The organism is Glaciibacter superstes DSM 21135 (genome assembly GCF_000421145.1).
GTDB lineage: Bacteria > Actinomycetota > Actinomycetes > Actinomycetales > Microbacteriaceae > Cryobacterium > Cryobacterium superstes.
Genome location: NZ_ATWH01000004.1, coordinates 277,299 through 304,007 on the forward strand (window position 1 = coordinate 277,299; position 26,709 = coordinate 304,007).

Consider the following 26,709-nt stretch of genomic DNA (forward strand, 5'->3'; position numbering starts at 1 on the left):
TCGCGGGCTGCCGGCGGGATCAGTCCATGACCAGCACGCTTGCGCGAGGCGCGAGGAAGTGATCCATCACGAGTTCGGCGGCGCCCTGGGCGGCGATCTGCTCGCCAACGGCCGAACCGACGACGGCGAATGCCTCGCGAGAAACGACAAGCTCGTGGCGCACCGCGTCCTCAAGCACGGGCAGGAAGGCTCCGGAGAGTCGATTCCAGGTGGGGCCGCCGAGCACAACGCGGGGTACATCGAGGAAGTTGACGAGCACGCCAATGCCGACAGCGACCCGCCGCGCGGCACGATTCAGAATGACAGAGGCTTCGGCATTTCCCGCGGCCGCCAGCTCGCAGAGCGTGGTGCAGGCGTCGTCGATTGTCAGATAATCGGTCAGATCGGGCAGCGGCATCAGGCCGGCCTGGGCCGCCTGGATGACGAGCGCCTCTGGGACGCAGGCGGCGGCAAGCCCGCCACGCCGCCCGCTCCAGCCGAGGTCCTCTGCCGCGGGGTCGACCAGGATGTCACCGATCTCGCCGATGTTGTTGCTGACGCCGCGGAGCACCTGACCCTGGTTGACCACGGAGGCGCCGACACCGGACCCGAGGTAGACGAACAGGAAGTCGGAGTCGGAGTCGGCAGATTTGCGCAGCTCCGCGGTGGCCGACGCGGTGACATCCTTATCGAGCAGCACCGGCATCCCTGTGGCGTCGTGGAGGTCGGCACGCAGTCGCACGCCGCGCCATTTGGGCAGCTGGGGCGGGTCGAGCACGACACCAGTCCGCACGTCGAGCGGGCCTGGCACGGCGATGCCCAGCCCGAGCACCCGATCTCGATCGATGCCGGCCTCGCGGATGAGACGGCCGGTGCTCACAGCGATGAGCGATGTCATCTCGCCGGGGTTAGTGGCCTGCGGGGTGCGCAACTGCTGTCGGCTGCGAACCTCGCCGGCGACGTCGAGCAGCAGGATTGTGAGGCGGGCGGGGTCGACGTGCACGCCGACAGCGAAGGCGCCGTCGCCGTTGACGGTCAGGGGGATGCTTGGCCGTCCGCGAACCGCATCGCCTGGTGCGCTCTCGCACACCATCTCGGCGTCGATGAGGCGGCGGGTGATATTGGAAATGGTCTGAGACGCGAGCCCGGAATTGCGCTGCAGATCTGCCCTGCTCTTGCCGGGATCCCGGCGGATCAGGTCGAGGATGACCGCCTGGTTGTAGTCAGCCAGGCGGAGCAGGTTGCTGCCTCGGAACATGTCACCCCCGTGCGCTCAGCCGGTCCGACGCGCTGGCCGTAATCTGCCGCGCACCGATTATTCTATCAAACAGCCAAACTGCCGCGCGGCCGGACCAGCCACTTCAGTTCGTTTTCCTCGTGCAGGTCGTGTCTGGTTTCGCCATCCGCTGCTCACTTTACGGGCATACAAGATGAAACTGGCCGGCCGGTTGACGGGCGCCCGACTATGTCCTAACATGTTGATCACACTTTATCCCATCGAATAGGCAAAGTGGCCATTGGGAGCAGAGCGGAGAGAGGCACCGCAATGAAGCGCAATCGTGGGATCGCCGCCTTTGTCGTCGCTGTTGTCGCGGCGGGTGGGCTCGCTGCCTGCTCTGCTGACAGCAGCAGCAGCGACGGATCCGTCACTATCTCCATCATGGAATTTCAACAGACCCGTATCGACTCCATCAAGAAGGTCCTCCCGGGCTTTGAGGCGGCCATGAAGAAGCAGGGAAAGGACATCAAGGTCAAGCTCGTGGCCGACGTCCTGACCGACGACCAGTTCAAGACCAAGGTCACCCAGCAGCTCATCGCCGGCCAGGCTCCCGACCTCATCGATATGGGCGACAGCCTCGTTCCCGGCTTCGCCGGCGCCGGCTATCTGGCTCCGCTCGACGACTACCTCGACAAGTGGGACGGCTGGGATCACTACTACCCGCAGTTCAAGGAGGCGATGGTGCGCCAAGACGGCCACATCTACGCCCTCGTGCACGACACGGGCGTGCAGAACCTCTTCTACCGCAAGGACGTACTGACAGAGCTCGGTATCGACACTAGCCAGCCGGCGACCTGGGACGACCTGATCGCCCGCCTGGTTGAGGTGAAGGAGAAGACCGGTGGCACGCCCATCGTCATCCCCGCTGGCACCGCTTGGGGCGGAAGCACGTGGACCGAGGGGTTCCAACCGATCCTCGGAGGCACTGATCAGGACTACTACGACCTCGAGACAGGCAAGTGGGACCTCGAGAGCAGCGGATTTGCTGCGGTCTTCGATCTGTACAGCGAGCTCTACTCGAATGGACTACTCCCGGTTCAGGATCTGGAGAACCCCAATCCGTGGGAGCCGACCAAGTACGTCAAGTTCCCGGCCGGCGAGATCCAGGTCGCGGCGCAGGGCACCTCGGGTTGGAAGTTCGACTGGGGCCCCAACGGTGCCGCTCCGATCCCTGACCTGACTGAAAAGGTCGACACCTGGCAGTACCCGGCGCTCCGGAGCGGCGACGAGCCCTTCGGCTGGAGCGGCCTCGGCTCCGGTTTCGCCATCCCTGAGAAGTCAGAGCACAAGGATGAGGCGATGCTCCTCGCCCAGTACCTCTCCAGCGGCGAGCCGCTCGCCGAGCAGCTTGTCTCCTCTGGTGCTGCGGCCCCGCGTGACGACCTCGCCGACGTGAAGCCATACGCCGACGAGCCAAAGTTGCTGCAGGCGGGCGAAGACCTTCAGAGCAGCGTCTACGTGCCGACGGGAGACGGGGCCGAACAGATCGCGCAGGCGATTGCAGCAGCGACCGAACTCATCATCACCGGCGCGGCGGACGGCAAGGAGGCCTACGCTGCGTTCGTGAAAGACGCGACCGACCTGCTCGGCCCGACCCTCGTCAAGTAATGACCTCGATAACTGACGCACCCGCTTCGGCGGCGGTGGGCATACGCCCGCCGTCGCCGAAGCGACGCAGCGGGCGGCGTACCCGCCATTCGGCCCTGCTCCTTTTGCTGCTCGGTCCGGCCGCTGTGTTGATCGCAGCGTTCATCGTGGCTCCCGCCGTGTACAGCGTGTACCTCAGCTTCACGAACACCCAACTCACCGGATTCGCAGCCCGTGATCCGCAGTTTGTCGGCTTCGACAACTTCGTCTATCTGCTGACGAACGCGGACTTCATCGCCTCGATCGGGCACACCGGCGAATTCGTGCTCTATTCCGCCATCATCGGCCAGACCGTGCTCGGCATGGTCGCCGCGCTCATACTCAGCAGGCCATGGATCCGCGGCAAGGGCCTCTACGGTGCCGCGATCCTCATGCCGATGGTCGTGCCAGAGGTGGTGGCGTCCCTGACCTGGGCGAGCGTGCTGTCCAGCGACTCCTCTGGCACGCTGAATCAGCTGACCGGGCTCTTCGGCGCCGCGTCGACGGACTGGCTGCAGGTGGTGCCGATGGCCTCGATCATCGCGGTCAACATTTGGCGCGGCATCGCCTTCGCCATGATCATGTTCCAGGCCGCACTCGAAGACGTGCCGGCCGAGCTCATCGAGGCCGCGAGGATCGATGGCGCCAGTGCCGTGCAAGTGTTCCGGCACGTCACGTTGCCGCTGATCCGCGGCCCGGTCTTCCTCTATCTACTGCTGACCACGATCAGCACGGTTGGCGCCTTCGGACTCGTCTATTTACTCACGCAGGGCGGTCCAGGTGGCCAGACCCGCATCGCGGCGATCTACATCTACGAGCGCGCGCTGCAGTTCTCCCAGATCGGGATCGGCAGCGCCGCGTCGATAATCCTGCTGGCCATCGTGCTGATTCTGGGTTTCGTCTACGTGCGACTCGCGAAAGTGGAGGTGTGAGATGACGGCGGATGCCATCCCTGTCGCGTCCCAGGAACCGGTCGCCCCTGTGCGACGCTTCAGGCGACGTCCACTCACCCCAGCCGAAGTCATGCAGCGGGCGCTTGGCCATACCCTCATCGTGTTGCTTGCGCTCTTCTGCGTGGTGCCGTTCGCCTGGCTGGTGTTGAGTGCCGTTGACGCGAATGCGGGGCCGAATGTGCAGTTGCCTGCATTCTCATTTGAGAACTTCGGGCGCTTCTTCACGAACTCCGGCACCCCACTTCTGCTGCTCAACAGCCTGATCATCGGAATCGCTGGCACGACACTGAACCTCGTTCTCGGGCTCACCGGGGGGTATGCGCTCGCCCGCTTCGCGTTCCGGGGGCGCCGCACATTCATGTTCAGCATCCTGCTGATCAGGGTGGTCCCCGCACCGGCCACGATCGTTGCGCTCTACCTGATCATGGTGAACCTGCATCTCACGAACTCCCTCATCGGCCTCATCCTCGTCGAAGCGGTGCTCCAGCTCCCGGTGACGCTGTGGCTACTCAAGGGAACAATTTCCGCCGTTCCCATCGAACTGGAGGAGGCCGCCTGGGTCGACGGAAACACCCGTTTCCAGGCCATCCGGCGAATCGTATTGCCGCTCGTCGGACCCGGCCTGGGCGCCGCCGCGATGCTGACCTTCATGGGCATCTGGGGCGACTTCCTCACTCCACTCGTGATGCTGCAGAGCCAGGAGCTCTACCCGCTCTCGATTGGGCTGTTCCGGGCCTTCAGCGAGCACAACCAGGTCGACTGGGGCCTCCTCGCCGCCAGCGCGATCGTCTACGTGTTGCCGCCAGCCGTGCTCTACGTCTTCGTGCGCAAGCATCTGCTCCACTCCAGCCTCGGCGGCGCGGTGAAGGGATGACCACGACGATGATCGACCGCACGGACCAACCGACCGAGCCAGGAGACCGCCTGCCGGTCGTCGTGGTGGGTGCCGGCGCGATGGGCGGGGAGTGGATCCGGATGCTCGCGGTGTCGCCGCACGCGGCGCTCGTTGGCGTCGTGGACCTGGACCTCGACCTCGCGGCGACTGTGGTGGCATCCGTTGGCCAAGGCGGCGTCATCGTTGGTGACTCCGTCGCCGAGGTCGCCGAGCGCGCTGGGGCGGAGGCCGTGGTCAACGTGACCGTGCCGCAGGCCCACCGCGTCGTCAACGAGCAGGCTCTGCGCGCCGGATTGCCGGTGCTGTGCGAGAAGCCGCTCGGCCCGACTGTCGCCGAGGCGCTCCGCCAGGTTGCCCTCGCGGAGCTCACCGGCGGCCTGCTGATGGTGAGCCAGTCGCGCCGGTATTTCAACCACCTGGCGGCGTTCCGCGGCGCCGTCAGCGCGCTCGGCCCACTGGCCGCTGTGCACGCGCAGTTCTTCCACGCCGATCACGAGCCCGGCTTCCGCGAGCAGATGGCGCATCCGCTGCTCGTGGACATGTCCGTCCACCATTTCGACATGCTCCGCTACCTCACCGGCGACGAACCGGTTGCGGTGCGCTGCAGCTCGTGGAACCCGCCGTGGAGCTGGTTCGCGGGTGACGCTGCTGCGACGGCCGAGTTCGAACTCGCCTCGGGGGCGCGCTTCGTTTATTCGGGCAGCCGGTGCACGCCGGGCCTGCAAACCTCGTGGAACGCCGACTGGCACGTTTACGCCGAGCGTGGCGCTGCAGCCTGGGACGGCGACAGCGATGTCCGCGTCGACTCCGAGGGGATCGGATTCGACGTGCCGGACCGGCGCGAGGGCATCGAGGGATCGTTGGAGGAGTTCGTGACCTCGCTCCGGGCCGGCACGACGCCGCAGAACGAGGTGCGCGCCAACGTCCTCAGCCTGGCAATGGTCGAGGGCGCGATCCGCAGCAGCGACCGCCAAGGCGAGCGCGTGGTCGTCGCCGAGTTGCTGGAGGAGTCGCTCGCGCAGGCCATCGCCGACGAGCAGCAGGGCGACGTCGCCGGGCTGCTGCGCTCCTGGGCCAGCGCCGCCGACGGCCTCGCTACCCCGGCCTGGGGATCCACCCCCGTCACGACCGCATCAGGAGGAGCCATATGACCAGTACAGACTCAGCGAATACAGAACCGATCCGCGTCGTCGTCTGGGGGGAAAACCGGCATGAACAGGTGAACCCCGTCGTGCGCGGGATCTACCCGGACGGGATGCACAGCACCATCGCGGACGGGATCAGCGGCCTGCTCGGACGCGACGTAACGGTGTCGACGCGCGTGCTAGACGAGCCCGACCATGGGATGACCGAGGAGACGCTCGCGGCGACCGACGTGCTGCTGTGGTGGGGGCACACTGCCCACGAGGAGGTCGACGACGAGGTCGTCGAGCGCATCCACCGTCACGTGCTCGAGGGCATGGGCATCATCGTTCTGCACTCGGGGCACCACTCAAAGATCTTCCGGCGTCTGATGGGGACCACCTGCAGCTTGCGCTGGCGCAATGACGGCGATCGTGAGCTGGTGTGGACGATCGCGCCGCGGCATCCGATCGCCGAGGGAGTGCACCAGCCCATCGTCATCCCCGGGCAGGAGATGTACGGCGAGTTCTTCGACATCCCGGAGCCAGAGGAGCTGGTGTTCATCAGCAGCTTCTCCGGCGGCGAGGTGTTCCGCAGCGGTGTCACTTACCGGCGCGGGTACGGACGCGTCTTCTACTTCAGTCCAGGCGACGAGGTCTACCCCGTGTACCACCACCCGGACGTGCAGCGCGTGATCGCGAACGGCGTGCGGTGGGCGAGCCCCGAGCGGGCGCGCGAGCCGTACACGGTGACGCCGATGTACCTCACCGGGGAGTTCGACCAGCCGGTGCTGCAGTCGCCGGAGGGACTGGTCGACTACTACACTCGCCAGCCCGTCGCGACGCAGGAGCCCTGAGCGTGACCGATCTGCTCGAGCGTGCTGTGCAGTGTGAATCCGTCCGTTCGAGCTACTGACCCTGCATTTCCGCGTACCGCGGCCTGAGAGGACACCCCATGCCTGAGAACGATCACTACCTGAACGACGTCGGTCCCGGCCGGGGACGGCGCCGCGCCGCGCGGTCGTGGCTGCACTCTGACGCGCCCACTGTCTCGCTCGACGGTGACTGGCACTTCCGCCTGTTGGCCGGCGTGCCAGGGATGCTCGGAGCCCCTGACGTCCTCCCGGCAGGCGAGGCCCCGGAGGCATTCGCCGACCCGGGCTTCGACGACTCCGGATGGGACCTGCTGCCCGTGCCGAGCCACTGGGTTCTGCAGGGAGAGGGGCGCTACGGCGCCCCGCAGTACACGAACGTGCAGTTGCCGTTTCCGCAAGATCCGCCGTACTCGCCCGACGTGAACCCCACGGGCGACCACCGGCGTACATTCGAGTTGCCGGCGGAGTGGATGGCGCGCGACGCATACGAGGCGATCGTGCTCCGATTCGACGGAGTCGAATCCCGCTACCGGGTGTGGGTGAACGGAATAGAGATCGGCGTCGGCACGGGATCGCGGCTCGCGCAGGAGTTCGATGTGACGGAGGCTGTCAGGGCGGGGGTCAACACTGTCGCCGTGCGCGTGCACCAGTGGTCGGCCTCCACCTACGTCGAAGACCAGGACCAGTGGTGGTTACCGGGAATCTACCGGGACGTGACCGTGCAGGCGCGGCCGGTCGGTGGGCTCGAAGACGTGTGGGTGCGTGCTGGGTTCGACCAGCGCACGGGCGAGGGGCTTCTGTCGACGGAGCTGCGAGCCGCGGACGCCGCATACCCCGTGCGGATGCACGTACCAGAGCTCGGCATCGACGTCGAGTGGGCGAGCGCCGCGGAGGTCACGGCGATCGGGATCGGCACGGTCGAGCCCTGGACGGCGGAGCGCCCGCGACTTTACGATGCCACAGTGGTGAGCGGCGACGGCGCGGAGACGATCGAGTTGCGCCTCGGCTTCCGCACCGTCGAGGTTGTGGGCGACCGCTTCCTCGTCAACGGGCGCCGAGTCGTGCTGCACGGAATGAACCGGCACGACACTCACCCCGATCTGGGTCGCGGCTTCGACGAGGACTTCGTGCGCCGTGATCTGGAGCTGATGAAGCGGCACAACGTCAACGCGATCCGTACGGCGCACTACCCGCCGCATCCTCGGTTGCTCGACCTTGCCGACGAACTCGGGTTCTGGGTGATGCTCGAGTGCGACATCGAGACGCACGCCTTCCATCACGGCGGCAGCGCGTTCAACCCTGGCACGGATGAATGGATGGACAACCCGAGCGAGGACCCTGCCTGGCGCGCAACCTACCTCGACCGCATCGAGCGGACCGTTGAGCGTGACAAGAACCACCCGAGCATCGTGATGTGGTCGCTCGGCAACGAGTCCGGCACCGGCGCGAACCTGGCCGCGATGGCTGACTGGGTACACGCGCGCGATCCGGAGCGCCCCGTTCACTACGAAGGCGACCGGGCCGGTGATTACACCGACGTCTACTCGCGCATGTACCCATCCATCGCGGAGGTCGTGAGCATCGGCAGCGACTCGACGACCCTGCTGATGGACGCGTCTGGGGCGCAATCCGCACGCCAACGCACCAAGCCCTTCGTGCTTTGTGAATATGTGCACGCGATGGGTAACGGTCCGGGCGGCATCGAGCTCTATGAAGAACTGGTGGACCGCTACCCCCGGCTGCACGGCGGCTTCGTGTGGGAGTGGCGCGACCACGGCATCCGCACCCGCACAGCAGACGGCGTCCCGTTCTTCGGCTACGGTGGCGACTTCGGCGAGACCGGAGTACACGACGGCCACTTCTGCATGGATGGCATGGTGATGTCCGATGGCACCCCAACGCCAGGGCTGGCAGAGTTCGCGGCCGTGACGGCGCCGATCCGCTTCGCCATTGACGTGGCCCGGCAGACTGCCACGGTTACGGTGCGTAACCTGCGTCATTCGGCGGATGCCGGCGACCTGGTCTTTCCGTGGCGGATAGAGCGCGACGGGGCGGAAGTCGCCGCCGGTGTGCAGGGCGTCGCCGGGGCGGACGGCCATCCTCTGCGCGCGGGAGAATCCGCGATCATCGATGTGAAGCTCGATCGGGACAATTACACGCCGGATGCCGGTGAGCTGTGGTTCACGGTGTCGGCGGCGCTTTCAGCCGACACCGCCTGGGCGGCGGCGGGTCACGTGCTCGCCGCAGCACAGACGGCCCTGCCGCCCGGGTCGACTGTGCCCGTCTCCCGCTCGGTGCCGGACGGCGCGAGACCGACGGCGGTGGGCGCGCAACGAGACGTCACCGGCCGTTACTCGCTCGGCCCGGCAGAGTTTGCGAACGGCCGACTCATCGCGCTCGCCGGTGTACCTGTCAGCGGACCGCGCCTCGAGCTCTGGCGCGCTCCCACCGACAACGACGGCGGCTCGCACATGGGCAGCTACGACGTCAGCGACCCGATGGAGGGGCGTGGGCTCGGCATCCCCGGACCGTCGTACGCCGCGCGCTGGCGCGAGGCCGGGCTCGACCGCCTGAGCTCGCGCGTCGTCGACATTCGGCGCAGCACCACGACTCTCGAGCGGACGACGCGCTGGGCTGCCGCGGACACCCGCGCGGCAGTGAACCTCCACGAGCGGTGGGAGGTTGACGGCGATACCGTGCTGCTCGGCCTGCAGTTGGTCCCGACCTCGCGGTGGGACCTCGTCTGGCCGCGGTTCGGGGTCCGCTTCGACCTGCCGGTCGCCGTGGACGAAGCGGAATGGTTCGGCACGGGGCCGGGAGAGTCGTACCCGGACTCGCGCAGGCACGTGCTCGTCGGCCGGTACCAGGCCGGCATCGAGCAGCTGACATTTCCGTACGCGTGGCCACAGGAGAGCGGCCACCGCAGTGATCTGCGGCGCCTCGATCTGGCCTCGCGGGGCGAGGGATGGCTTCGCGTGGACGCCGAGGAGGATGTGCGGGGCCGCCGTCCGGGGTTCACCCTCGCCCGGCATACGGCCCAGGAGGTGGACCGGGCTACGCACCAGCACGAATTGCCGACGCCGGTCGCGACCTATCTCTACCTCGACGCCGCCCAGAACGGGCTCGGTTCGCGCGCCTGCGGCCCGGACGTCTGGCCAGACGCACTGCTGCGCCCGGAGTCGCGTTCGATGCACCTGCGACTCGCCGCTCTGTAATGTGCGGCTAAACAGTGCGGCTGACCAGTGCGGCTGAACAGTGCGGCTGAACAGTGCGGCAGCCGCGTACGACGTCAGCCGCGGATCATGAGCAGCCACGCATAGACGGCCATCGAAACGATGAACAACGCGACGACAACCCCGTAGCCGAGAATCTGGGTGCCACGGGAGCCCCCGCCCTTCAGCCACCAACCGAACCGGGAGAACACCCACGGCACGAGAACCCAGCCGAGAAGCTGGGTGCTGACCAGGTTTCCGATGAACAACGACAACCAGAACGGAACGCCGTGACTGTCGATCAGCGGCTCGCTGACAAAGTACCCCCACAGGAAGACGAGCGGATACAGCATCAGGAGCACGAGCAGGTTGTTCTTGAACACCGGATCCTTGTCACGTGGGCCAGGAGCCCAGAAACCGAATCCGCGTGACGAGCGAGTGAGCGACATGTTCTCGTTGAAGGCCGTCCCCTTTGCGAGGAGGGTCCGGCGCTCGTCTGAATCCAACCAGGCAGACAGATGATCCTGACTGTCGAACGAGAGCCGCATGGCCCAGTCGTCGCGCACACCCGGCATCGGCCGATCAAGTCGGTGGCCAGTGAAGCCTTCGAAGCGAGACTCGGCCGCCATCACCTCGCGCTGCCACTCGAGGAAATCTGCCTCCCGTTCCGGCGGAAACCGGGTGGCGATCACCGCCGTTGCTGGCTCCGATTCCGACCGTTCTTCCTCCTCGCCGGTGTAGATCTGAACGTCGTCGTTGCCCGCGAAGATCGTGCCAGCTTCCTGCAGCAGAGACTCACGCTCTGTGCTGTGCAACCACGCGCGGGCGGCATCGTCGGTCGAGAAGCGTTGAGCCGCGATCCAGTCCAACTGCCCGGGAGGAGTCGGCGGCAAGACCCAGCGGTCGAGAAATCCCGGCCAGGCCGCCAACGCGGTGCCCATCCGCTCTTGCCACTGCGCGTACTCAGAGTTATGGCCGTCGACCACGCGGCGATGGATGACCAGGGTCGCCGGCATCCGTCAACCCTTCTTGTACGCTCGCGCGCCCATGATCCAGGTCTCGTCGACGCTCCGCTCGTCACCGACCATCATTACGCCGAACAGCAGGGTGGCGGCATCTTCCACCGTGGCGGGGCCGTCCTCATCGACGAGCAGGCTCTGGTGCCATTCAAGGGCAGGGGGGCCAGCCGTCCAGTCGAGCGCCACGAAATCGGCTTCCTTGCCGACCTCGAAGTTGCCGACCCATTCGTCGATATAGAGTGCTTCTGCGGCTCCGAGGGTGAGCGAGTAGAAAGCACGGTACGGCGAGAGCTTGTTGCGCTCGGCTTCGGCAAGGTCCTGGTTGCGGGGGTTCACGCTGCCGTCAAGGAGAGTGTTGTTGAGCATGCCCACCTTGTACGCGTCTTCCAGCGCATTGAGCATGCTGAACCGGTTCCCGCCACCCATGTCGGTTCCGAACGACAGCTTCACGCGGTGCTCTGGGTCCGTGGCGCGGCCGAGGCGGAACAGGCCGCTCCCGAGGAACAGGTTCGACGACGGGCAGAAGGTGACGGATGCCCCGGATGCCGCGATACGCCGGAACTCGTCGTCGCTCAGCCAAATTCCGTGGCCGCCGGAGAACTTCGGACCGACCAGGTCGTACTTCTCGTACACACCGAGATAGTCGTCACAATCCGGGTGAGCAGCGAGCAGATCTCGGCATTCCGTCGGGTTCTCCGAGATGTGCGTGTTCACCCACAGGTCTGGGTGTTCGGCCTTGAGGCGCCTGCACTGTTCGAGTAGTTCGTTACTGGCACCAAGACCGAATCGAGGAGTGATGGCGTAGAGATTGCGACCCGCACCCGAATACCGTTCGATGAGGTCTGTGCTGTCGTCATAGAAGCTCTCCGGAGTGACGAGGTACTCGTCAGGGGCGAATCGGTCGATACCGGTGAGACCACCGATGACGCGCATGTTCCGCCTGGCAGCTTCGTCGAAGAACACCTCGGTGGTCACCGGATAGCTGCTGGTGAAGGCCTGGCACGTGGTCGTGCCCGACGCCAGAAGGGTATCGAAGAAGCGAGTGGCGCCCTCTTCTGCGTATTCCCGGTCGCCGTACCGCATCTCTTCGGGGAACACCGACTTCTGCAGCCACGGCAGAAGCTGCTCGCCGTACGCGCCGAGCATGCGCGTCTGCGGGAAGTGAATGTGGCCGTCGATGAATCCGGGAGTGATCAACCGGTCGAGGATGTGAGTGACGTCAACATCGGGATAGTCGGCGACGACGTCGTCGTAGTCGCCGAACGCCACGATCACACCATCGTCGGCCACGAGCAAGCCGTCACGCACGAATCGGGCGGCGAGATGCTCTTCACCGACGTGCTTCCAGGGGTCGTCGATGAAGTCGAAGAATGTTCCGCGAATCGCTGTCTGTGCCATGGGTAGGGCCGATCTCATCGGTGATGCTCGCGCAGGGCTCCGCGGTCGTGGTCAGCCTATCCAGCGAGGTGGCCTCACGGATATCCCTGGTTCACCCCCACAGCAGGTGGCAAGAGGCAGGTGCCAGGAGGCGGCAGGATCCCCATCAGCCGGCGCTACAGGTGACCTTCGCGTCAGCCCAGTCAGCGTGGTCGAAGTTCTTCCCGTTCGTCGCCTCGTCCGCCACCAGTCGCAGTTGCCTCACCCCGGTCACGTCGATCGCGAGGGACAACGCTGCATCGTCGTTCGTGAGGACGGGTGTTTCGCTGAGCAGCACGTCGTCTCCGTAAACCAGGAACTTCACTGAGCCGATACCGATCTCACCTGGTACGTCAAGCAACTCATCGTCGATACCGACGATCACATCGAACGTAGAGCAGGTGCCGCCGAGCCATGCGGTGATCGCGCCAGTGGCGTGCATGCCAACCCCCTTTGCGTAGGTGACGTCATCGATCTCGATCGGGCGACCGTCGTTCGCCACCGCCTCTCCATTGGAGAGGTCGCGCTCGACCGGGCCGTAGCCGTTTGACTGCTCGAGCCATTCGAGGTCGGAGATGAAGTTCACTCCGTCGAGTGGGTCAGGGGCGACCCACAGCGTCGATTGGCTCGCCGCAGTTCGCACCTCATTGCCGATTCGATACGAGACCTCAACCGGTATCTCTACGGTGCCGCTCACGTCGTCCTCTGGGACGGTGAGGGTCCATGATGCCTCGAGCACCTCCCCCTCGGGGAGCTTCTTTGCCGTTGCGGTCTTGCCTGCAAGTTCCCATCCTTCGGGAACCGTTGGAGTGATGGCAACCTTTTTCGCATCGGCCCGGGCGGCGAACGTTGCCGTCACTTCGATCGTTCCTCCTGAAGCGACCTCGGCGGATGACGGCGCGACCGCAAGGTCAACGTCGGCCCACGGCTCGGCTGGAGTGAGACAGCTCTCCCGCTTCGGTTTGTCGAGGCAGACGACCGCGGCGAATCCGCCGTTCGTCGCCGTGGGAATCGTGAGTGTCTGATCCTTCGTCGTGTGCGTAGTCGTGAGCACGGTTGCGGAACCGTTGGTCCCGTCATCCGTCAGCAGGTCGACGATGAGGTGCTTGCCACCGAACTGCTCAAGGGGCAGCTGCAGTGGATCGCCGGATCCGGCGCGCATCCCGCCGATGTACCAGCGGTCCCCCGCCCGGCGTGCGAGCACGACGTCACTCGCGGGCGTGCCGCTCACAAGCTGCGTCTCGTCCCAGTGGGCCGGGAGATTCTGGAGGAAGCGCTCGGCGTTCGGCTCGGCGGCATAGGACTCCGGTTTGTCGGAGAGGTGCTGCCAGCCAGACTCGTAGACGATGCTCATCGCCACCTCGTGCGCCTTCGACGAACTGTCGTTGCCGCGCGAGAAGGTACCGGGCGTCCAGTCCATGGAGCCGACGACGTTTCGCGTGAAGGGAACCATCAGGCTCCGCGCCGGACTGATACCGTTCTCTGCTCCGCGAACGGCCTCGTAGCTCATGATGTGCGGCCAGGTGCGCTGCATGCCGGTGGGAAGCGATGAGCCATGGAAGTTGATCATGAGGTGGTTGGCCGCAGTGTCGGCGGCGATCTGGTCATACCACTGGTGAATCTCCTGGCTGTCGGTGTCCATGAAGTCGACCTTGATGCCCTTCACACCCCAGGAGGCGATTTTGGGCAACCATTCGTCGCGCTGCTCCTGCGTGCGGAGGTCCCGGCTGTGGAACCAGATGATGATGTCGACGCCCTTGGTCTCGGCGTACCGCACGGTACGCGGCACCCAGCTCGCGTCCCAGCCCTCGTCGAGGAGTGTGTACTCCCACCCGTTGCGCGCTGAGAGGTCGATGAAATCGCGCTGGCGAGCCTCGTCTTTCGGACTATTCCAGTCGGTGAGCCAACTCCAGCTCGAGACGCCGGGTTTGATCCAGGACGCGTCATCGTCAGCGAGTTGGTTCGGCGTAGCGAGGTCGTCGACGATCGTGGACTCGACGATGGTGTCGAGGCCGCCCACAATGGCGACGCGCCATGGCGTGGAGAGGTCCCCCGTTGCCGTGACCGGCGCTCCCTGGAAAAGGTCGATGCCATAACGCAACGTGCCATTCGCGTGGGTGAGGTGCGAACCGGAGTAATCACCGTGCAGGTCGGCTTCGGTCAGCATCACGTAGTGCTCGCCTTGTTGGAACAGGGCGGGGAAGCCCACACTCCCGGTGCCGTTCGAGGCCGTAGCCGTGGTTTCCATCCACTCGGCCTCGTAGTTCACGGCGTAGGACTTCTGCATCCACGCTGCGCCGTCGGCCGGCAATTCCCAGGCGCCGGACTCGTCGTCGACGCGGTGTTCCCCATCACCCGCCACGAGGTAGCGGTACGCGGCACCATCGTCGGAAAGTCGCACTGCGATGGAGAAGTGGGCGCCATCTGCGTTGGCGAACTCGAAGATCGATTCTTCGAAGCTGTACGCACGCTCCTCTTTCTTGCCGGTCACCATCGTGTAGTCGTCGGCGACAACACCGTCGGTGCGACCGACAAAGGTGAGGCCATCACGGAAGTCGCCGTCGCCGCCCGTGATCCCGAGGCGGGTCGCCTGTACGACAACCGTCTCACCGTTCACGACGTCGAGCGCCACGCGCCCGGCGGAGTCCAGCTTCAGTACGGCGTCCACCGCAGCATCCTCTGGCCCGTCGATTGCCCACTCCTCAACGATGACCGGCTCTTCGGGAGCGTGATCGTTGCACGTGAGCTTTGCGTCACCCCAGTCTGCGTGGTCGTAGTTCTTGCCGTTGGTCGCCTCGTTCGCGACGAGACGCAACACGTCGATGTCCGTGACATCCGCAGCCAGTTCGACCGACGGTTCGTTGCCGGAGACCACACCGGTCTCTGCCAGCAGTGCGCCGTCGCCGAACACCTGGAACGTCACCGTACCGATCCCGGCGGTGACTTCATCGTCCAGTCCGACCATGGCCCTGAACCCCGTGCAATTCTCGCCGAGCTCGACCGAAAGGGCGCCAGTGGCGTGCATGCCGATGCCCTTCGCGTAAACCGTGCCTCCGATGGTGATCGGCACGCCGTCACCGGCGGCCGACTCGCCATTCGACAGGTCGCGCTCGATCGGTCCCCAGCCGTTCGATTCGCTCAGCCAGGCCAGGTCGGAGACGTATGCGTCACCGATGGGCACGTCAGCGAATGCCGGCGTAGCTGAAGTAGCGACGAAGACACCGCCGATCAGGGTTCCGACGACAACGGTCGCAGCGGCGCTTCGCGTGCGGTGGGCCAATCGGTGCACCAGGTCTCCTTCGACGGCAGTGATGCCCCTCAGAGGGGGGCCATCGCAAGGCTAGCAACGCATGATCGATTCGGTCGACGAACTGATCGATATCGATCAGCCGGCCGAATTCTTCGATCAGTTCCGATCAGCTTGAATGCCGCGCTGCGTCAACGCCCAGGGAGCTGAAGCGTCGCTCTGCGCTGCGTCTGGTGTAGCGGGGGCGGGACTTGAACCCGCGACACCACGATTATGAGCCGTGTGCTCTAACCACCTGAGCTACCCCGCCGGGCGTAGGAACGAGTGTAGCTGAGGCGGGATTCGAACCCGCGACCTCACGATTATGAGTCGTGCGCTCTCACCAACTGAGCTACTCAGCCCCGACATCCGTTCACTGAACGACTGTCTGAGCCCCCTGTGGGAATCGGACCCACTACCTCTTCCTTACCAAGGAAGTGCTCTACCAATGAGCTAAGGGGGCAGCGCTTCTCACCTGCAGAAGCTATGCCGCCGTTTTCGGCAACCGCTACAGAATATCATCACTGGGCAGCGTCTGTGACCGCCGGTCACCCCGCGACGCCAGACTGCACGTCGACCCCTGTTTCGCCACTGAACCGCACGCCCGGCAACCCCCAAACGGTGAACGACATACCATCGGCCGCGAGGCCGACACCGTCAACGGATGCCGTCAGCCGGCCGCCGCCGAAGAGCACTTCAGCGTGTGCCACGCCGGCCACCGCCGAAGCCGCCAGCGTCACGGCCCCAGCCGCCCTGGCGGCCATCACCAGCGCAGAGCCCTCGGCCGTCTCGCGAACGAACACCAGCACGTCGTCGCCGACGTGCAGCCAGCGCATCCCGCCGCCGTTCAGCGCCGCCCGCACCGACGGATGCGTCGTGCGCAGATGAATCAGATCGGCGTAGAGGCCGATGGTACGGGCAACGTCAGGCGAGTCAGCAGTCGACCACGGCATCGGTGTGCGCGAGTGCTCGCCGTCGACACCGACCAGCCCGAACTCGTCGCCCGCGAAGATCACCGGGATGCCAGGCAGCGTCACCGATAGGCCGAACGCCACCGCGGCAGCACCCGGCATGGCGTGCGTCGCGAACCGCGGCGTGTCGTGCGTGTCGAGCGCGTTCATGGTGGCCAGCCGCGTGCGCCACGGGAACCCCGCCGTGAACCGACGGTGCGCTTCATGGAACTGCCGACCGGTGTACTGCGGAATCTCTCCGTACGGCAGCCCGAAGAACGACGACGCGCTCCCCGGCTCGCTCAACCAGCCCCACAGCGGGCGGGTGAAGTTCGCATACGTCATGGCCCCGTGCCAGGCATCCCCCTGAAAGTCGCTCGACGCGTCATTCGTCGACTCCCCGAGCAGGATGGTGTCCGGGTTGATCTCCAGCATGGTGCGCCGGATGGTCTGCCTCACCTCGGCATTCAGGTCTTCGTCACGAAGGCGACCGGTCATGTTCGCGACATCGATGCGCCAGCCGTCGAAGTTGTACGGCGCCTTCAGCCACTTCGCGACCACCGAGTCCGGCCCCTCGATGAAACGGCGGCGCAGCTCGCCGGAGTTCCAGTTGAACTTGGGCAGGCTGGGCACGCCCAGCCACGACTCGTACTCGGTGTGCGCGTCGTCTCGCCAGTAATAGAAGTCGCTTTCGACGGCGTCCGGATGCCCGTGGGCTGCGGTGAACCACTCGTGCCGATCGCCAGAGTGGTTGGAGGTCAGATCGCCGATGACCTTGAACCCGCGTTCGTGTGCCGTTTCGACGAGGCGCGCCAGCGCTTCATCACCGCCGAGCAGCGGATCGACCTGGGCAAAACTTGACGCGTCGTAGCGGTGGTTGGAGCCGCCAGGAAACACCGGGGTGAGGTAGATCAGGGTCACACCGAGGCGCTGCAGGTGGTCGAGGTGCTCCACGATTCCGTCGAGGTCTCCGCCGTAGAACTGGTGCGAGCGACCTGGCGGCACCTGGTCGACCTCGTCGTCCCACTTCGCGGGAATCGCCCAGTCGGGCAGTTCGCGCTCATCGGCGGACGACGAGCGTCCGAACCGGTCGGGGAAGATCTGGTACATCACGCTCGATGCGGCCCACTCCGGCGGCGCCGGGTAACTGAGCAGCTTGAAGTCTTCGCTGTCGAGGGCTTCGATCTCGCCGAGGCCGCCCTGGTTCAGCCACCACTGCGTGCCGTCTGCCATCGAGATCAGGAACCGGTACCCGTGCACCGGGTTGGAGACCTCGACCTGCGCCTCCCACCAGTTCCACCCGTCGCCGGAGCCCACCAACCGGCCAAGGTCGAATCGAGGCTCGTGGTCGGGGTTGGAGCGAACCCGCACGGCATTCACCGACCCGAACGCCTCCGGAATCCGAACACGCACCCGCACCCAGTCCCCCAGCGCAGGTGCCAGATCCGACACGTATAGCTCTGACCCATCGTGGTGCGGCAGCAACATCACTCTCACTCTTCTCTCCCCACTCCCCTTTTTCCCGCAGAAGTGGCGCCTCAGTCTCTCATTCAGAAGCGAACTGTTCGTCCGCCCGAGGTCCGCTGCAAGATCGCCGCGTTCAGTGGCTACTTGACGGCGCCGGCTGTGAGCCCTCCCACGATGTACTTCTGCAAGAACAGGAACAGCGCCATGACCGGCAACGCCGCCAGCACTGCACCCGCCGCGAACACCGAGTAGTTACTCGAGAACTCCTGCGAGACGAACTGGTACAGGCCGACGGCGAGCGTCTGTTTTTCCGGCGAGATGAGCACGATGCTGGCGATCACGAACTCGTTGGTGGTGGCGACGAAGGAGAGCAGCGCGACGACGGCGAGGATGGGGGCGACCAGCCGCAGGATGATGGTGAAGAAGATGCGGGCATGGCCGGCGCCGTCGAGTTTGGCCGCCTCGTCGATCGAGGCGGGAACGGTGTTGAAGAACCCGTACATCAGGTAGGTGTTCACGCCGAGGGCGCCGCCCAGGTAGACCATGATCAGGCCGATCTGGGAGTCGAGCCCGATCAGCGGGAAGATGTCGGAGATGCCGTTCAGCAGCAGGAAGATCGCGACGACGGCCAGCAGCTGCGGAAACATCTGCACCAGGACCAGCATGAGCAGTCCAGCCCGGCGTCCGTAGAACCGCATGCGGGAGAACGAGTATGCGGCGAGTGCACCGAGGAACACCGTGCCGGCCGACGTGATCGCCCCGATCATGACGGTGTTGCCGTACCAGGCCGCGTACGGCTGCTGCGGCAGGTTGAATAGGGTGATGAAGCTGCCGAGGTCGATCTGGCTGAACAGGCCGTTCGCGGTGATCAGCGTGCCACCCGGATGCAGCGACGCCGACAGCACGTAGAGCAGTGGGAAGGCGGAGAACACGATCATGACGATGCCGACGAGGTGGCGCCAACCGGTGTCGCGGAACCACCGGGAGAAGCTGAATGGCCGCTTCGTCGGGATGAATCGGGCGCTGGTCACGTCGTCGCGGTTGGCGGGGGCTGCACTCTGCATGTCAGTTCAACTCCTCTAGCGCCTTGGTCTGTCTGAAACTGATGATCGAGATGACCGCCACCAGGATGAAGATGATGATCGAGAACGCGCTGGCGAGACCGTAGTCGCGGTTCGCGCCGACAAAGGCCACCTTGTAGACCATCGAGATCAGGATGTCGGTTGCGCCAACGTTGACCCCGGCCGTGGCATCCCTCGGCCCGCCGTTGGTCAAAAAGTAGATGAGGTTGAAGTTGTTGAAGTTGAAAGCGAACGACGCGATCAGAAGCGGCGCGACCGACACCAGGAGCAGCGGCAGCTTGATCAGCCGGAACACCTGCCACGGCTTCGCACCGTCGACAGTGGCCGCTTCCTGCAGTTCGTCTGGAATGGACTGCAGCGCGCCCGTGGTCACCAGGAACATATAGGGGAAGCCCAGCCACAGGTTCACGAACAGGATGCTGAACTTGGCCAGCCACTCGTTGGTCAGCCACGGAATCTCCGCCCCGCCGAACAGCACCTGGTTGACGAAGCCGAACTGCGGGTTCAGCATGCCGGCCCACACCAGCGCTGAGAGGAAGGCCGGGAACGCGTACGGCAGGATCATGATCACGCGGTAGACATTGCGACCGCGCATGCGCATGTTGTTGAAGACCAGCGCAAGGGCCATGCCGAGTGCAAACGTGGTGGCGACGGCGAGGAAGGCGAAGGCGAAGGTCCACAGGGTCACGCTGATCAGCGGTCCACGGATGGCCTCGGTTCCGAACGCGGTCACGAAGTTGTCGAAGCCGACCTCGACCTTCCAACCCGGCCGCAGTTCTTCGCCGTTCTCGGCGGTGAACGCTCCACTTCGGGGGTCGGCCGTGTAGACGACATCCGTTGTCGCGTTGGTCATGGTGTCGGCGGATGCATCGTAGACGAGATCTGACAGGTAAAGGTACGCGCTCGAGCCGTCTGGCGTGCGGAGGGTGCCGTCGTTCGGGTCGTCGGAGAGCGGCACAGAGAGAGCGGCGATCGCCTCCTGGTTGTTCACGATGTCGTTGAAGTTCAACGTCGTATAGCCGGGCAAGCCGATGCCAGTGCCTGCGGCATCCGTTTCAGCATCGTTCACCCGGTGCAGCGGCGTCTCGGCGTTGCCGACGCTGATGTCGCCGTCGGGGTCGGTGACCAGGAAGCTGTACGCGCCCAACTGGTCAAGCACGGTGAGGTCGTAGGTCGCAGAGTCGGGCACCCGCTGCTGCGAGCCCACGATCAGCGCGTTGACAGCGTCTTCCTTCGTGCTGTTGTGGCCGGTGCCGTAGTTCGTGAACGCGATGTAGCCGGAGTAGCCGACCACGAAGATCTGGAAGATCAGCAGGAAGATCAGCCCGGGAGTCAGGTACTTCGCCGGCAGTTTCTGCCTGCTGAAGTAGATCCAGTTGACGACGGCGGTGACGAAGAGCACCAGGCCGAACACCACCCAGTCCTGCTTCAGGAACAGTACGAACAGCGCATACACGCTGATCGCGTCGACGATGCCCAGCAGGAGGATCTTGAGCAGCAGGGTCTTCACCCCGACTGATGCCGCCTCGGCCATGCGCGCGGCCTGCCTCAAGCGCTTCGACTGCCTGACTGGCTCAGCGTCGCTCGTTTGTCTGGGCACCGGTGTCGTCATCGTTGTCGTCCCTGTGTCGCGTTTGTGGTCGTGGTCGTGGTGAACCGCCCGGCCTCGCGCTGGAGTCCGGGCGGTTCGGCCGTTACTACTTGATGGCGGCCTGGATGTCGCCGGTCATCTTCTGCCAGAGCTGCGCCGGGTCGCCCTCGCCGGAGATGATCGCGGCTTCGGTGACACCCCAGAACTGCCAGACCTTGCCCATCTGCGGAATGTTCGGCATTGGAACGGCGTCAGCTGCAACGGCACCGAATCCCGCGGTGATCGGGTCGGAGCTCGCCGCCTCGAATGCCGAGGTGAGCGCCGGGGCGCGGCCGCCGACCTCATAGAGGGCGGTCTGCACGTCTTCTGAGCCGATGTAGTTCACGAGGAACTCGTTGGCCGCAAGCGCGTTCTTGGTCTTGGCACTGACCACGAAGCCCTGAACGCCGACGAACGGTTGCGCAGCGGCGCCGCCCGCAGACGGAATTGGGTCGACCGCGACGTCGATGCCGGCCTTCTGGGCATCCGGCACGTTCCACGGCCCGGTGATGAAGAAGGGCGAAGCGCCCGCGTTGAACTTCTCCTTGGCAATATCACCGGTGACGTTGACGCTGAGGTGTCCTGCGGCACCCTCCTGGGCGAGCCAGGCGGCGAACGCTTCGCCGCCGGCGTTGCCGACGATGAGGTCTTCGGGGTTGTAGCTTCCATCGGCGTTGGTGCCGAAGACCGGGGCGCCGAACGACGTCTGGAACGGGTAGAGGTGGAACGGGTCGGACTCCGGCCCGACCTGCACGAGGAACGGGAACTCCGTGCCGGCTGCCGTGCCGGCCGCGATCATCTCGTCGTAGCTGGCCGGTGCGTTCGGTGCGAGCGCCGTGTTGCGCAGCAGGGCGATGTTCTCGATGGAGTACGGAACACCGTAGGTCTTGCCTTCGTAGCTCATGGCAGTGACGGCGACCGGCTCGTAGTCCGCGGCGGTGTCACCGAGTTCAACCGGCTGCACAACTCCGTTGGTGACGAAGTTGCCAAGCCAGTCGTGTGCCGCGATGGAGATATCGGGCCCCTTGCCGGTCGGCACCTGCGCGATGAGTTCTTCCTGGATCTTGCCGAAGTCCTTCTGCACGAGCTTGACCTTCACGCCGGATTCTTCGGTGAACGCGGCGGCGGCATCCTTGAGCACGGCGGCGCGGTCGGCGTCGACCCACACTGTCAGTGCGCTGGAGGCGGAGTCGGAATCGCCGCTCCCGCCGGTTGAACCGCCGGCTGAGCAACCGGCCAGGGCAACGGATGCGACGGCCATCACTGCACCGGCAGCGAGGAGGCCTTTCTTCTTCTTCACCAGCATTGGTGTGAGCCTTTCGTGGGAGCGCCAACAGAATTGCAAGCGATTACATGTATAGCTGCTCAATTCTCGATTGACAACTCGCGGAACGGCAATCGAGAACAGTTCGTGACCCCTCGAAAGAGGGAGGGACAAATGCAACCGCTTCCACTTCGGTCCGAATGCCGTAATGTGTGAGGCATGACGAGCCCCGACATTGACACCCAGACCCTGGCCGGCACCGAACGCGCGACAGAGGCCGACGCGACCGGCACGGCTACCGGCACCGCGGCCGGCACCGAGTGGTGGCGCACCGCCGTGATCTACCAGATCTATCCCCGGTCGTTCGCCGACGCTGACGGCGACGGCATGGGCGACCTCCCCGGCATCACGCACCGGCTGCCCGCGCTCCGCGAACTGGGCGTCGATGCCATCTGGTTGTCCCCCTTCTACACCTCGCCGCAGCGCGATGCCGGCTACGACGTCGCCGACTACTGCGACGTCGACCCCCGATTCGGAACGCTGGCCGACTTCGACCTGATGCAGGGCGCTGCGCATGATCTCGGCATCCGGGTCATCGTCGACCTGGTTCCCAACCATTCGTCGAGCGATCACCGCTGGTTCCAGGCGGCCCTGGCCGCCGCGCCGGGCAGCGAGGAACGCGGCCGGTACGTATTCCGTGACGGCAGGGGCGACAACGGCGAGCTGCCGCCGAACAACTGGGAGTCGGTGTTCGGCGGCCTCGCCTGGACCCGCGTCACCGAGGCAGATGGAGCTCCCGGCCAGTGGTACCTGCACCTCTTCGACAGCACCCAGCCCGACTTCGACTGGTCTAACCCGTGGGTGCGGGAGCAGTTCCGCGACGTGCTGCGGTTCTGGCTCGACCGCGGCGTTGATGGTTTCCGGGTGGATGTCGCGCACGGCATGGTCAAAGCAGACGGGCTCCCCGACTACACCCCCGCAGTCGAGGGCGGAAGCATGGGCGGCGGCTCAGCAACCCTGGAACCCGGTATCAGTGTTGAGCCCCCGGAGCCCGCACCGTATTGGGCGCAGGAGGGTGTGCACGACATCTACCGCGACTGGCGCCTGCTCCTCGACGAATACCCTGGCGACCGCATCCTGGCGGCTGAGGCGTGGGTCGACCCGCTCGCCCGCGTGGCCAAGTGGGTGCGACCAGACGAGATGCACCAGGCGTTCAACTTCGCCTATCTCGAGACGCCATGGTCTGCACCGGCGCTGCGCAGCGTCATCGACGACTCGCTTGACGCGTTCAGCTCGGTCGGCGCCCCGAGCACGTGGGTGCTCTCCAACCACGACGTTGTGCGCCACGCCTCGCGCCTCGCCCTCACCGCAGAGAATCTGCAGGGTCATGGCATCGGCCCGAAGACCGTCGGCCTTCCAGACCCGGTCGTCGGTCTGCGCCGTGCACGCGCCGCGAGCATGCTCATGCTGTCGTTGCCCGGATCGAGCTACATCTACCAGGGCGAAGAACTCGGGCTGCCAGAGGTCGTCGACCTTCCGGACTCCGCACGTCAGGATCCGACCTGGTTCCGCACCAACGGCGAACGATACGGCCGTGACGGATGCCGCGTGCCGATCCCATGGGAAGCCGCCGCTCCGTCGTACGGCTTCGGTCCGACTACGGCCAGCTGGCTCCCCCAGCCTGCCGAGTGGGCAGCTCTCGCCCGCGACGTGCAGGAGGGTGCTGACGGGTCAACGCTCGAGCTGTACAAGCTCGCCCTGCGGCTGCGCCGTGAGCACGCGCTCGGGCTCGGCGCCGTTGACTGGCTGGACGGCTTCGGCGACGAGGTCGTTGCGCTCCGGAACGGCGACGTGACCGTGATCGCGAACGCCGGTGCGGCACCCGTCGACCTGCCGGATGGCGACGTGCTGCTGGCCAGCGGGCCACTCGACGGGCGCAGCCTGCCCGGCGACACCACGGTCTGGCTGCGCGCGTAACCGCACAGCACCTATCCTCACAGCACCTATCCTCACAGCGACGCTCGCTACCATCAATTTCATGCCGAAGGTGATGATGTGAGCGAGTCCGTGCGCGAGACGGAGACCGACAATCAGGGTGACCTGCGCGACCTCAGGAACGAGATCACGCGGTTCATGATGTCGTACAAGTTCGCGATCGACGAGGTGATGACCAAGGTCAACATTCTCAAGGAGGAGTTCGCGTCGATCCACGAGTACAGCCCGATCGAGCACGTCAACTCTCGCCTGAAGTCACCGGAGAACATTCTGGCGAAGGCGGGGCGCAAGGGATGCCGACTGGACCTCGACGACATCCGGGAGCAGATTCAGGACATCGCCGGGGTGCGCATCACCTGCAGCTTCATCACCGACACCTATCGCATCCGCGACATGCTGATGAACCAGACCGACATCACGGTGCTCGAGGTGAAGGACTATATCGCGGAGCCGAAGGAGAACGGGTACCAAAGCCTGCACCTCATCGTTGCGGTTCCGGTGTTCATGTCAGACCGGGTGCAAAAGGTCACGGTCGAAGTGCAGATCCCCACCATCGCGATGGACTTCTGGGCCAGCCTCGAGCACAAGATCTACTACAAGTACGACGGCACGGTTCCGCCTGAGCTGCTGATCGACCTCAAGCAGGCAGCGGATGCCGCCGGCCGGCTCGACGTGCAGATGGAACGGCTGCACGACCAGGTCGTCGCCCTCGGGGCCGAGCGCACAACAGACGACGAGGCCCAACGCATCCGTGGCCTGCCCCACCTGCCGCTCAGCAGCGAGCTGCTTGCCGCTTTCGCACGTGGCGGTGCCGGCCGCGCCTGAGGCGGTTTGTGCGGGTGCGGCGAGCTGATGCTCAGTTGACGTTGGCGTACAGCCACTCGAGCGGGTCGACCTTGTTGCCGGCCTTGCCACCGATGCGGATCTCGAAGTGCAGGTGCGGCCCGGTCGACATGCCGGTTGTGCCGGTCGATCCGATGACCTGGCCGACCTTGACGACGTCGCCGGTCTTGAACTTCATCGAGCCGTGCTGCATGTGAGCGTAGACACTCGAGACGGGCTTGCCGTCGATCATGTGATCGATGATCATGTGCACGCCGAGGCTGCCTTCGCCGTCATCGGCAAGGCTGACGACTCCGTCTGAAATGGCCTGGATGGGAGCGCCGAGACCGGGGTTGAAGTCCTGCCCGCCGTGGTCTGATGAGCAGCCGGAGCAGTCGCGAAAGCCGAAGTGGTCACCGATGTGCACGCCCACGGCGAATGGCCACTGGATCGTGCCGTTGGGGTTGTTGGTGAAGGTGCCTTCCAGGCGGATGCCGCTGGCTGCAGCGACCTCTGCGATGGACTTCGACTCGTACCCATCGCGCTGTACGGAGATAGTGTCGGTTCCTCCGGCAATGTCGAGCGACTGGGCCGGTTCGGAGTCCACCGGCTGCAGTGCCTCGTGGGCAGCGGCCTCGACGTCAGATGACGACAGCAGCGCTTCAGCCGGAAGTGACGTGGCGACAGCCATCAGCAGGGCGAATGACATTGCTGCCAGGGTGACGCCCTTGGCAGCAAGCCTGCGGGCGCCTTTCTTGGTTGCACCGGACTTGGCGGCGGCCGGCTGCGTTGGAACGCGAGCGGAGGTCGTCGGCACAAACGGCTTACGGGGCGGCTGAGAGTTAGAGGACTGCTTCGCGTCATCGGCCCACGACGAGGCAGAGTCCGTGCCGGCTGGTGCGAGCGGGATCTCGGGCGATGTGAAGAGATCGCGCTCGCCTGGTTCGGTGAGCGGCGCGTCGGCAGTCGAATCCGCGGCCGTGCGGTTGCCGCGCAGGCTTGCCCGCGTGGGAAGCGGAATCTCGGCTGAAGTTGTGGGCCCACCGAGCCCGGTGAGCAGCTGGTCGAAGTCGGAGACGGATGCCTCAGGCACGGATGTGCGTGCCACAACATCGCGGAGCACGGCTTCGCGTGGCTCACTAGCAGCGGGCTCGAGCAGAACGGGCTCGAGATCTGGCAGCCTCAACTCGGCGACGATGGTGTTGGCGGCTGGTGCGGTGAGTCCCTGCCCCACTCCTGCAGCGGGCACCAGCGCGGGGACGATCTCAGCGTCAGTGGCCACTGCAGGCACGACCACGGCAGACAGGAACTCGGCAGGGACGATCTCGGCGGGAGCGATCTCGGCGCTGATAACCGCAGGAACGAGTTCGGCGTTAACTACTTCGGCGGCAACGGTGTCGGCCGGAACGATCTCGGCGTTCACGACCTCAGCAAGAACGACCTCAGCAGGAACAATCTCAGCACTAACGATGTCAACGCGTACAACCCCAGCGGGCTTCAGCTCGACGGGAGCTGCCAGCTCTCCTGCTACCGCCGCGGAAATCGGTGTGGCGCCTGCCGACATCCGTTCGCGTTCACGGATCTCACGGCGAGTGAGTTGCCTGTTCGACGCGCCACTGGGGTCACTCGCATCGGACACAGGGGCGTCCGATGCGCGGGAGTGACGTGACAAAGCGGCGGGTCTTTCGATGAGGGCTGACGGTAGGCTCTGACGTTGAAATTGACCTACGGCCAAAATAACGAATCGGTAAACACTAACGCGGCTGGCGCCGGATATCCAACCGAAAACGCCCTGTTGCCCCCAAAAAAGAGGGCAGCCTTGACAGGCCCTCTGGCTG

The 26,709-nt window shown here is 65.3% G+C and carries 17 protein-coding genes and 3 tRNA genes; 8 read left to right on the top strand and 12 right to left on the bottom strand.

The window, feature by feature from the left end; genetic code table 11:
• Nucleotides 1-19: 19 nt before the first annotated feature.
• Nucleotides 20-1,237, bottom strand: coding sequence for an ROK family transcriptional regulator (locus K323_RS0107245; protein ID WP_022884622.1), 1,218 nt, complete (start codon nucleotides 1,235-1,237; stop codon nucleotides 20-22).
• A 288-nt stretch (nucleotides 1,238-1,525) separates the two neighbouring features.
• On the opposite strand from K323_RS0107245, the gene K323_RS0107250 reads away from it, so the two are divergent.
• From K323_RS0107250 to K323_RS0107275, 6 genes are all read left to right on the top strand, one after another.
• Nucleotides 1,526-2,866 (top strand): ABC transporter substrate-binding protein, encoded by a 1,341-nt coding sequence (locus K323_RS0107250; RefSeq protein WP_022884623.1) that lies wholly within the window; start codon nucleotides 1,526-1,528, stop codon nucleotides 2,864-2,866.
• A complete protein-coding gene (locus K323_RS0107255) occupies nucleotides 2,866-3,816 on the top strand; it encodes a carbohydrate ABC transporter permease (protein ID WP_022884624.1) in 951 nt (316 codons plus the stop codon). Before K323_RS0107250 ends, K323_RS0107255 begins: the two co-directional genes overlap by 1 nt.
• A 1-nt stretch (nucleotide 3,817) precedes the next feature.
• Complete coding sequence (locus tag K323_RS24805) at nucleotides 3,818-4,711, top strand: carbohydrate ABC transporter permease (protein ID WP_022884625.1); 894 nt, start codon at nucleotides 3,818-3,820, stop codon at nucleotides 4,709-4,711.
• The gene (locus K323_RS0107265; protein WP_022884626.1) at nucleotides 4,708-5,883 is read left to right on the top strand and encodes a Gfo/Idh/MocA family protein; all 1,176 of its coding nucleotides are present in this window, start codon (nucleotides 4,708-4,710) and stop codon (nucleotides 5,881-5,883) included. The genes K323_RS24805 and K323_RS0107265 overlap by 4 nt, the downstream gene beginning before the upstream one ends.
• The gene (locus K323_RS24810) at nucleotides 5,880-6,710 is read left to right on the top strand and encodes a ThuA domain-containing protein (protein WP_022884627.1); all 831 of its coding nucleotides are present in this window, start codon (nucleotides 5,880-5,882) and stop codon (nucleotides 6,708-6,710) included. The genes K323_RS0107265 and K323_RS24810 overlap by 4 nt, the downstream gene beginning before the upstream one ends.
• Nucleotides 6,711-6,808: 98 nt before the next feature.
• Nucleotides 6,809-9,943 (top strand): glycoside hydrolase family 2 TIM barrel-domain containing protein, encoded by a 3,135-nt coding sequence (locus K323_RS0107275; protein ID WP_022884628.1) that lies wholly within the window; start codon nucleotides 6,809-6,811, stop codon nucleotides 9,941-9,943.
• 74 nt (nucleotides 9,944-10,017) lie between these two features.
• Here the strand turns inward: K323_RS0107275 and K323_RS0107280 are convergent, their stop codons facing one another.
• The 10 genes from K323_RS0107280 to K323_RS0107325 all read right to left on the bottom strand — a co-directional run bounded on the left by K323_RS0107280 (nucleotide 10,018) and on the right by K323_RS0107325 (nucleotide 22,096).
• A complete protein-coding gene (locus K323_RS0107280; RefSeq protein WP_022884629.1) occupies nucleotides 10,018-10,956 on the bottom strand; it encodes a putative antibiotic biosynthesis monooxygenase in 939 nt (312 codons plus the stop codon).
• A 3-nt stretch (nucleotides 10,957-10,959) separates the two neighbouring features.
• On the bottom strand, nucleotides 10,960-12,357 hold the full coding sequence (gene guaD / locus K323_RS0107285) for a guanine deaminase (RefSeq protein ID WP_022884630.1): 1,398 nt from the start codon (nucleotides 12,355-12,357) through the stop codon (nucleotides 10,960-10,962).
• A 145-nt stretch (nucleotides 12,358-12,502) separates the two neighbouring features.
• Nucleotides 12,503-15,664 carry an NPCBM/NEW2 domain-containing protein gene (locus K323_RS24815; protein ID WP_022884631.1) on the bottom strand — a complete coding sequence of 1,054 codons (3,162 nt, stop codon included), beginning with the start codon at nucleotides 15,662-15,664 and terminating at the stop codon, nucleotides 12,503-12,505.
• 194 nt (nucleotides 15,665-15,858) lie between these two features.
• Nucleotides 15,859-15,932, bottom strand: a tRNA-Met gene (locus K323_RS0107295).
• Nucleotides 15,933-15,949: 17 nt separating this feature from the next.
• Nucleotides 15,950-16,023 (bottom strand) — tRNA-Met (locus tag K323_RS0107300).
• 29 nt (nucleotides 16,024-16,052) lie between these two features.
• A tRNA-Thr gene (locus tag K323_RS0107305) sits at nucleotides 16,053-16,124 on the bottom strand.
• Nucleotides 16,125-16,209: 85 nt separating this feature from the next.
• On the bottom strand, nucleotides 16,210-18,099 hold the full coding sequence (locus tag K323_RS24820; protein ID WP_022884632.1) for a glycoside hydrolase family 13 protein: 1,890 nt from the start codon (nucleotides 18,097-18,099) through the stop codon (nucleotides 16,210-16,212).
• A gap of 119 nt (nucleotides 18,100-18,218) precedes the next feature.
• A complete protein-coding gene (locus K323_RS24825; protein ID WP_022884633.1) occupies nucleotides 18,219-19,142 on the bottom strand; it encodes a sugar ABC transporter permease in 924 nt (307 codons plus the stop codon).
• A gap of 1 nt (nucleotide 19,143) precedes the next feature.
• On the bottom strand, nucleotides 19,144-20,772 hold the full coding sequence (locus K323_RS0107320) for an ABC transporter permease subunit (RefSeq protein ID WP_022884634.1): 1,629 nt from the start codon (nucleotides 20,770-20,772) through the stop codon (nucleotides 19,144-19,146).
• A gap of 85 nt (nucleotides 20,773-20,857) precedes the next feature.
• Nucleotides 20,858-22,096, bottom strand: coding sequence for a sugar ABC transporter substrate-binding protein (locus tag K323_RS0107325; protein ID WP_022884635.1), 1,239 nt, complete (start codon nucleotides 22,094-22,096; stop codon nucleotides 20,858-20,860).
• 177 nt (nucleotides 22,097-22,273) lie between these two features.
• Here K323_RS0107325 and K323_RS0107330 point away from each other — a divergent pair, with 177 nt between their 5' ends.
• Together K323_RS0107330 and K323_RS24830 are read left to right on the top strand one after the other, a co-directional pair.
• Nucleotides 22,274-24,031, top strand: a complete 1,758-nt coding sequence (locus tag K323_RS0107330; RefSeq protein WP_022884636.1) for a glycoside hydrolase family 13 protein — start codon at nucleotides 22,274-22,276, stop codon at nucleotides 24,029-24,031.
• Between the two features lie 78 nt (nucleotides 24,032-24,109).
• A complete protein-coding gene (locus K323_RS24830; protein ID WP_022884637.1) occupies nucleotides 24,110-24,874 on the top strand; it encodes a GTP pyrophosphokinase in 765 nt (254 codons plus the stop codon).
• Between the two features lie 31 nt (nucleotides 24,875-24,905).
• On the opposite strand, the gene K323_RS30675 is transcribed toward K323_RS24830, so the two are convergent.
• Nucleotides 24,906-26,510, bottom strand: coding sequence for a peptidoglycan DD-metalloendopeptidase family protein (locus K323_RS30675; protein WP_169515617.1), 1,605 nt, complete (start codon nucleotides 26,508-26,510; stop codon nucleotides 24,906-24,908).
• Nucleotides 26,511-26,709 lie beyond the last annotated feature (199 nt).

Coding starts and splice junctions, on each gene's coding strand:
- K323_RS24820 (WP_022884632.1), bottom strand. CDS start 18,099: ATGTTGCTGCCGCACCACGATGGGTCAGAGCTATACGTGTCGGATCTG.
- K323_RS0107265 (WP_022884626.1), top strand. CDS start 4,708: ATGACCACGACGATGATCGACCGCACGGACCAACCGACCGAGCCAGGA.
- K323_RS0107280 (WP_022884629.1), bottom strand. CDS start 10,956: ATGCCGGCGACCCTGGTCATCCATCGCCGCGTGGTCGACGGCCATAAC.
- K323_RS0107275 (WP_022884628.1), top strand. CDS start 6,809: ATGCCTGAGAACGATCACTACCTGAACGACGTCGGTCCCGGCCGGGGA.
- K323_RS24810 (WP_022884627.1), top strand. CDS start 5,880: ATGACCAGTACAGACTCAGCGAATACAGAACCGATCCGCGTCGTCGTC.
- K323_RS0107325 (WP_022884635.1), bottom strand. CDS start 22,096: ATGCTGGTGAAGAAGAAGAAAGGCCTCCTCGCTGCCGGTGCAGTGATG.
- K323_RS0107250 (WP_022884623.1), top strand. CDS start 1,526: ATGAAGCGCAATCGTGGGATCGCCGCCTTTGTCGTCGCTGTTGTCGCG.
- K323_RS0107320 (WP_022884634.1), bottom strand. CDS start 20,772: ATGACGACACCGGTGCCCAGACAAACGAGCGACGCTGAGCCAGTCAGG.
- guaD (WP_022884630.1), bottom strand. CDS start 12,357: ATGGCACAGACAGCGATTCGCGGAACATTCTTCGACTTCATCGACGAC.
- K323_RS24825 (WP_022884633.1), bottom strand. CDS start 19,142: ATGCAGAGTGCAGCCCCCGCCAACCGCGACGACGTGACCAGCGCCCGA.
- K323_RS0107255 (WP_022884624.1), top strand. CDS start 2,866: ATGACCTCGATAACTGACGCACCCGCTTCGGCGGCGGTGGGCATACGC.
- K323_RS0107330 (WP_022884636.1), top strand. CDS start 22,274: ATGACGAGCCCCGACATTGACACCCAGACCCTGGCCGGCACCGAACGC.
- K323_RS24805 (WP_022884625.1), top strand. CDS start 3,818: ATGACGGCGGATGCCATCCCTGTCGCGTCCCAGGAACCGGTCGCCCCT.
- K323_RS0107245 (WP_022884622.1), bottom strand. CDS start 1,237: ATGTTCCGAGGCAGCAACCTGCTCCGCCTGGCTGACTACAACCAGGCG.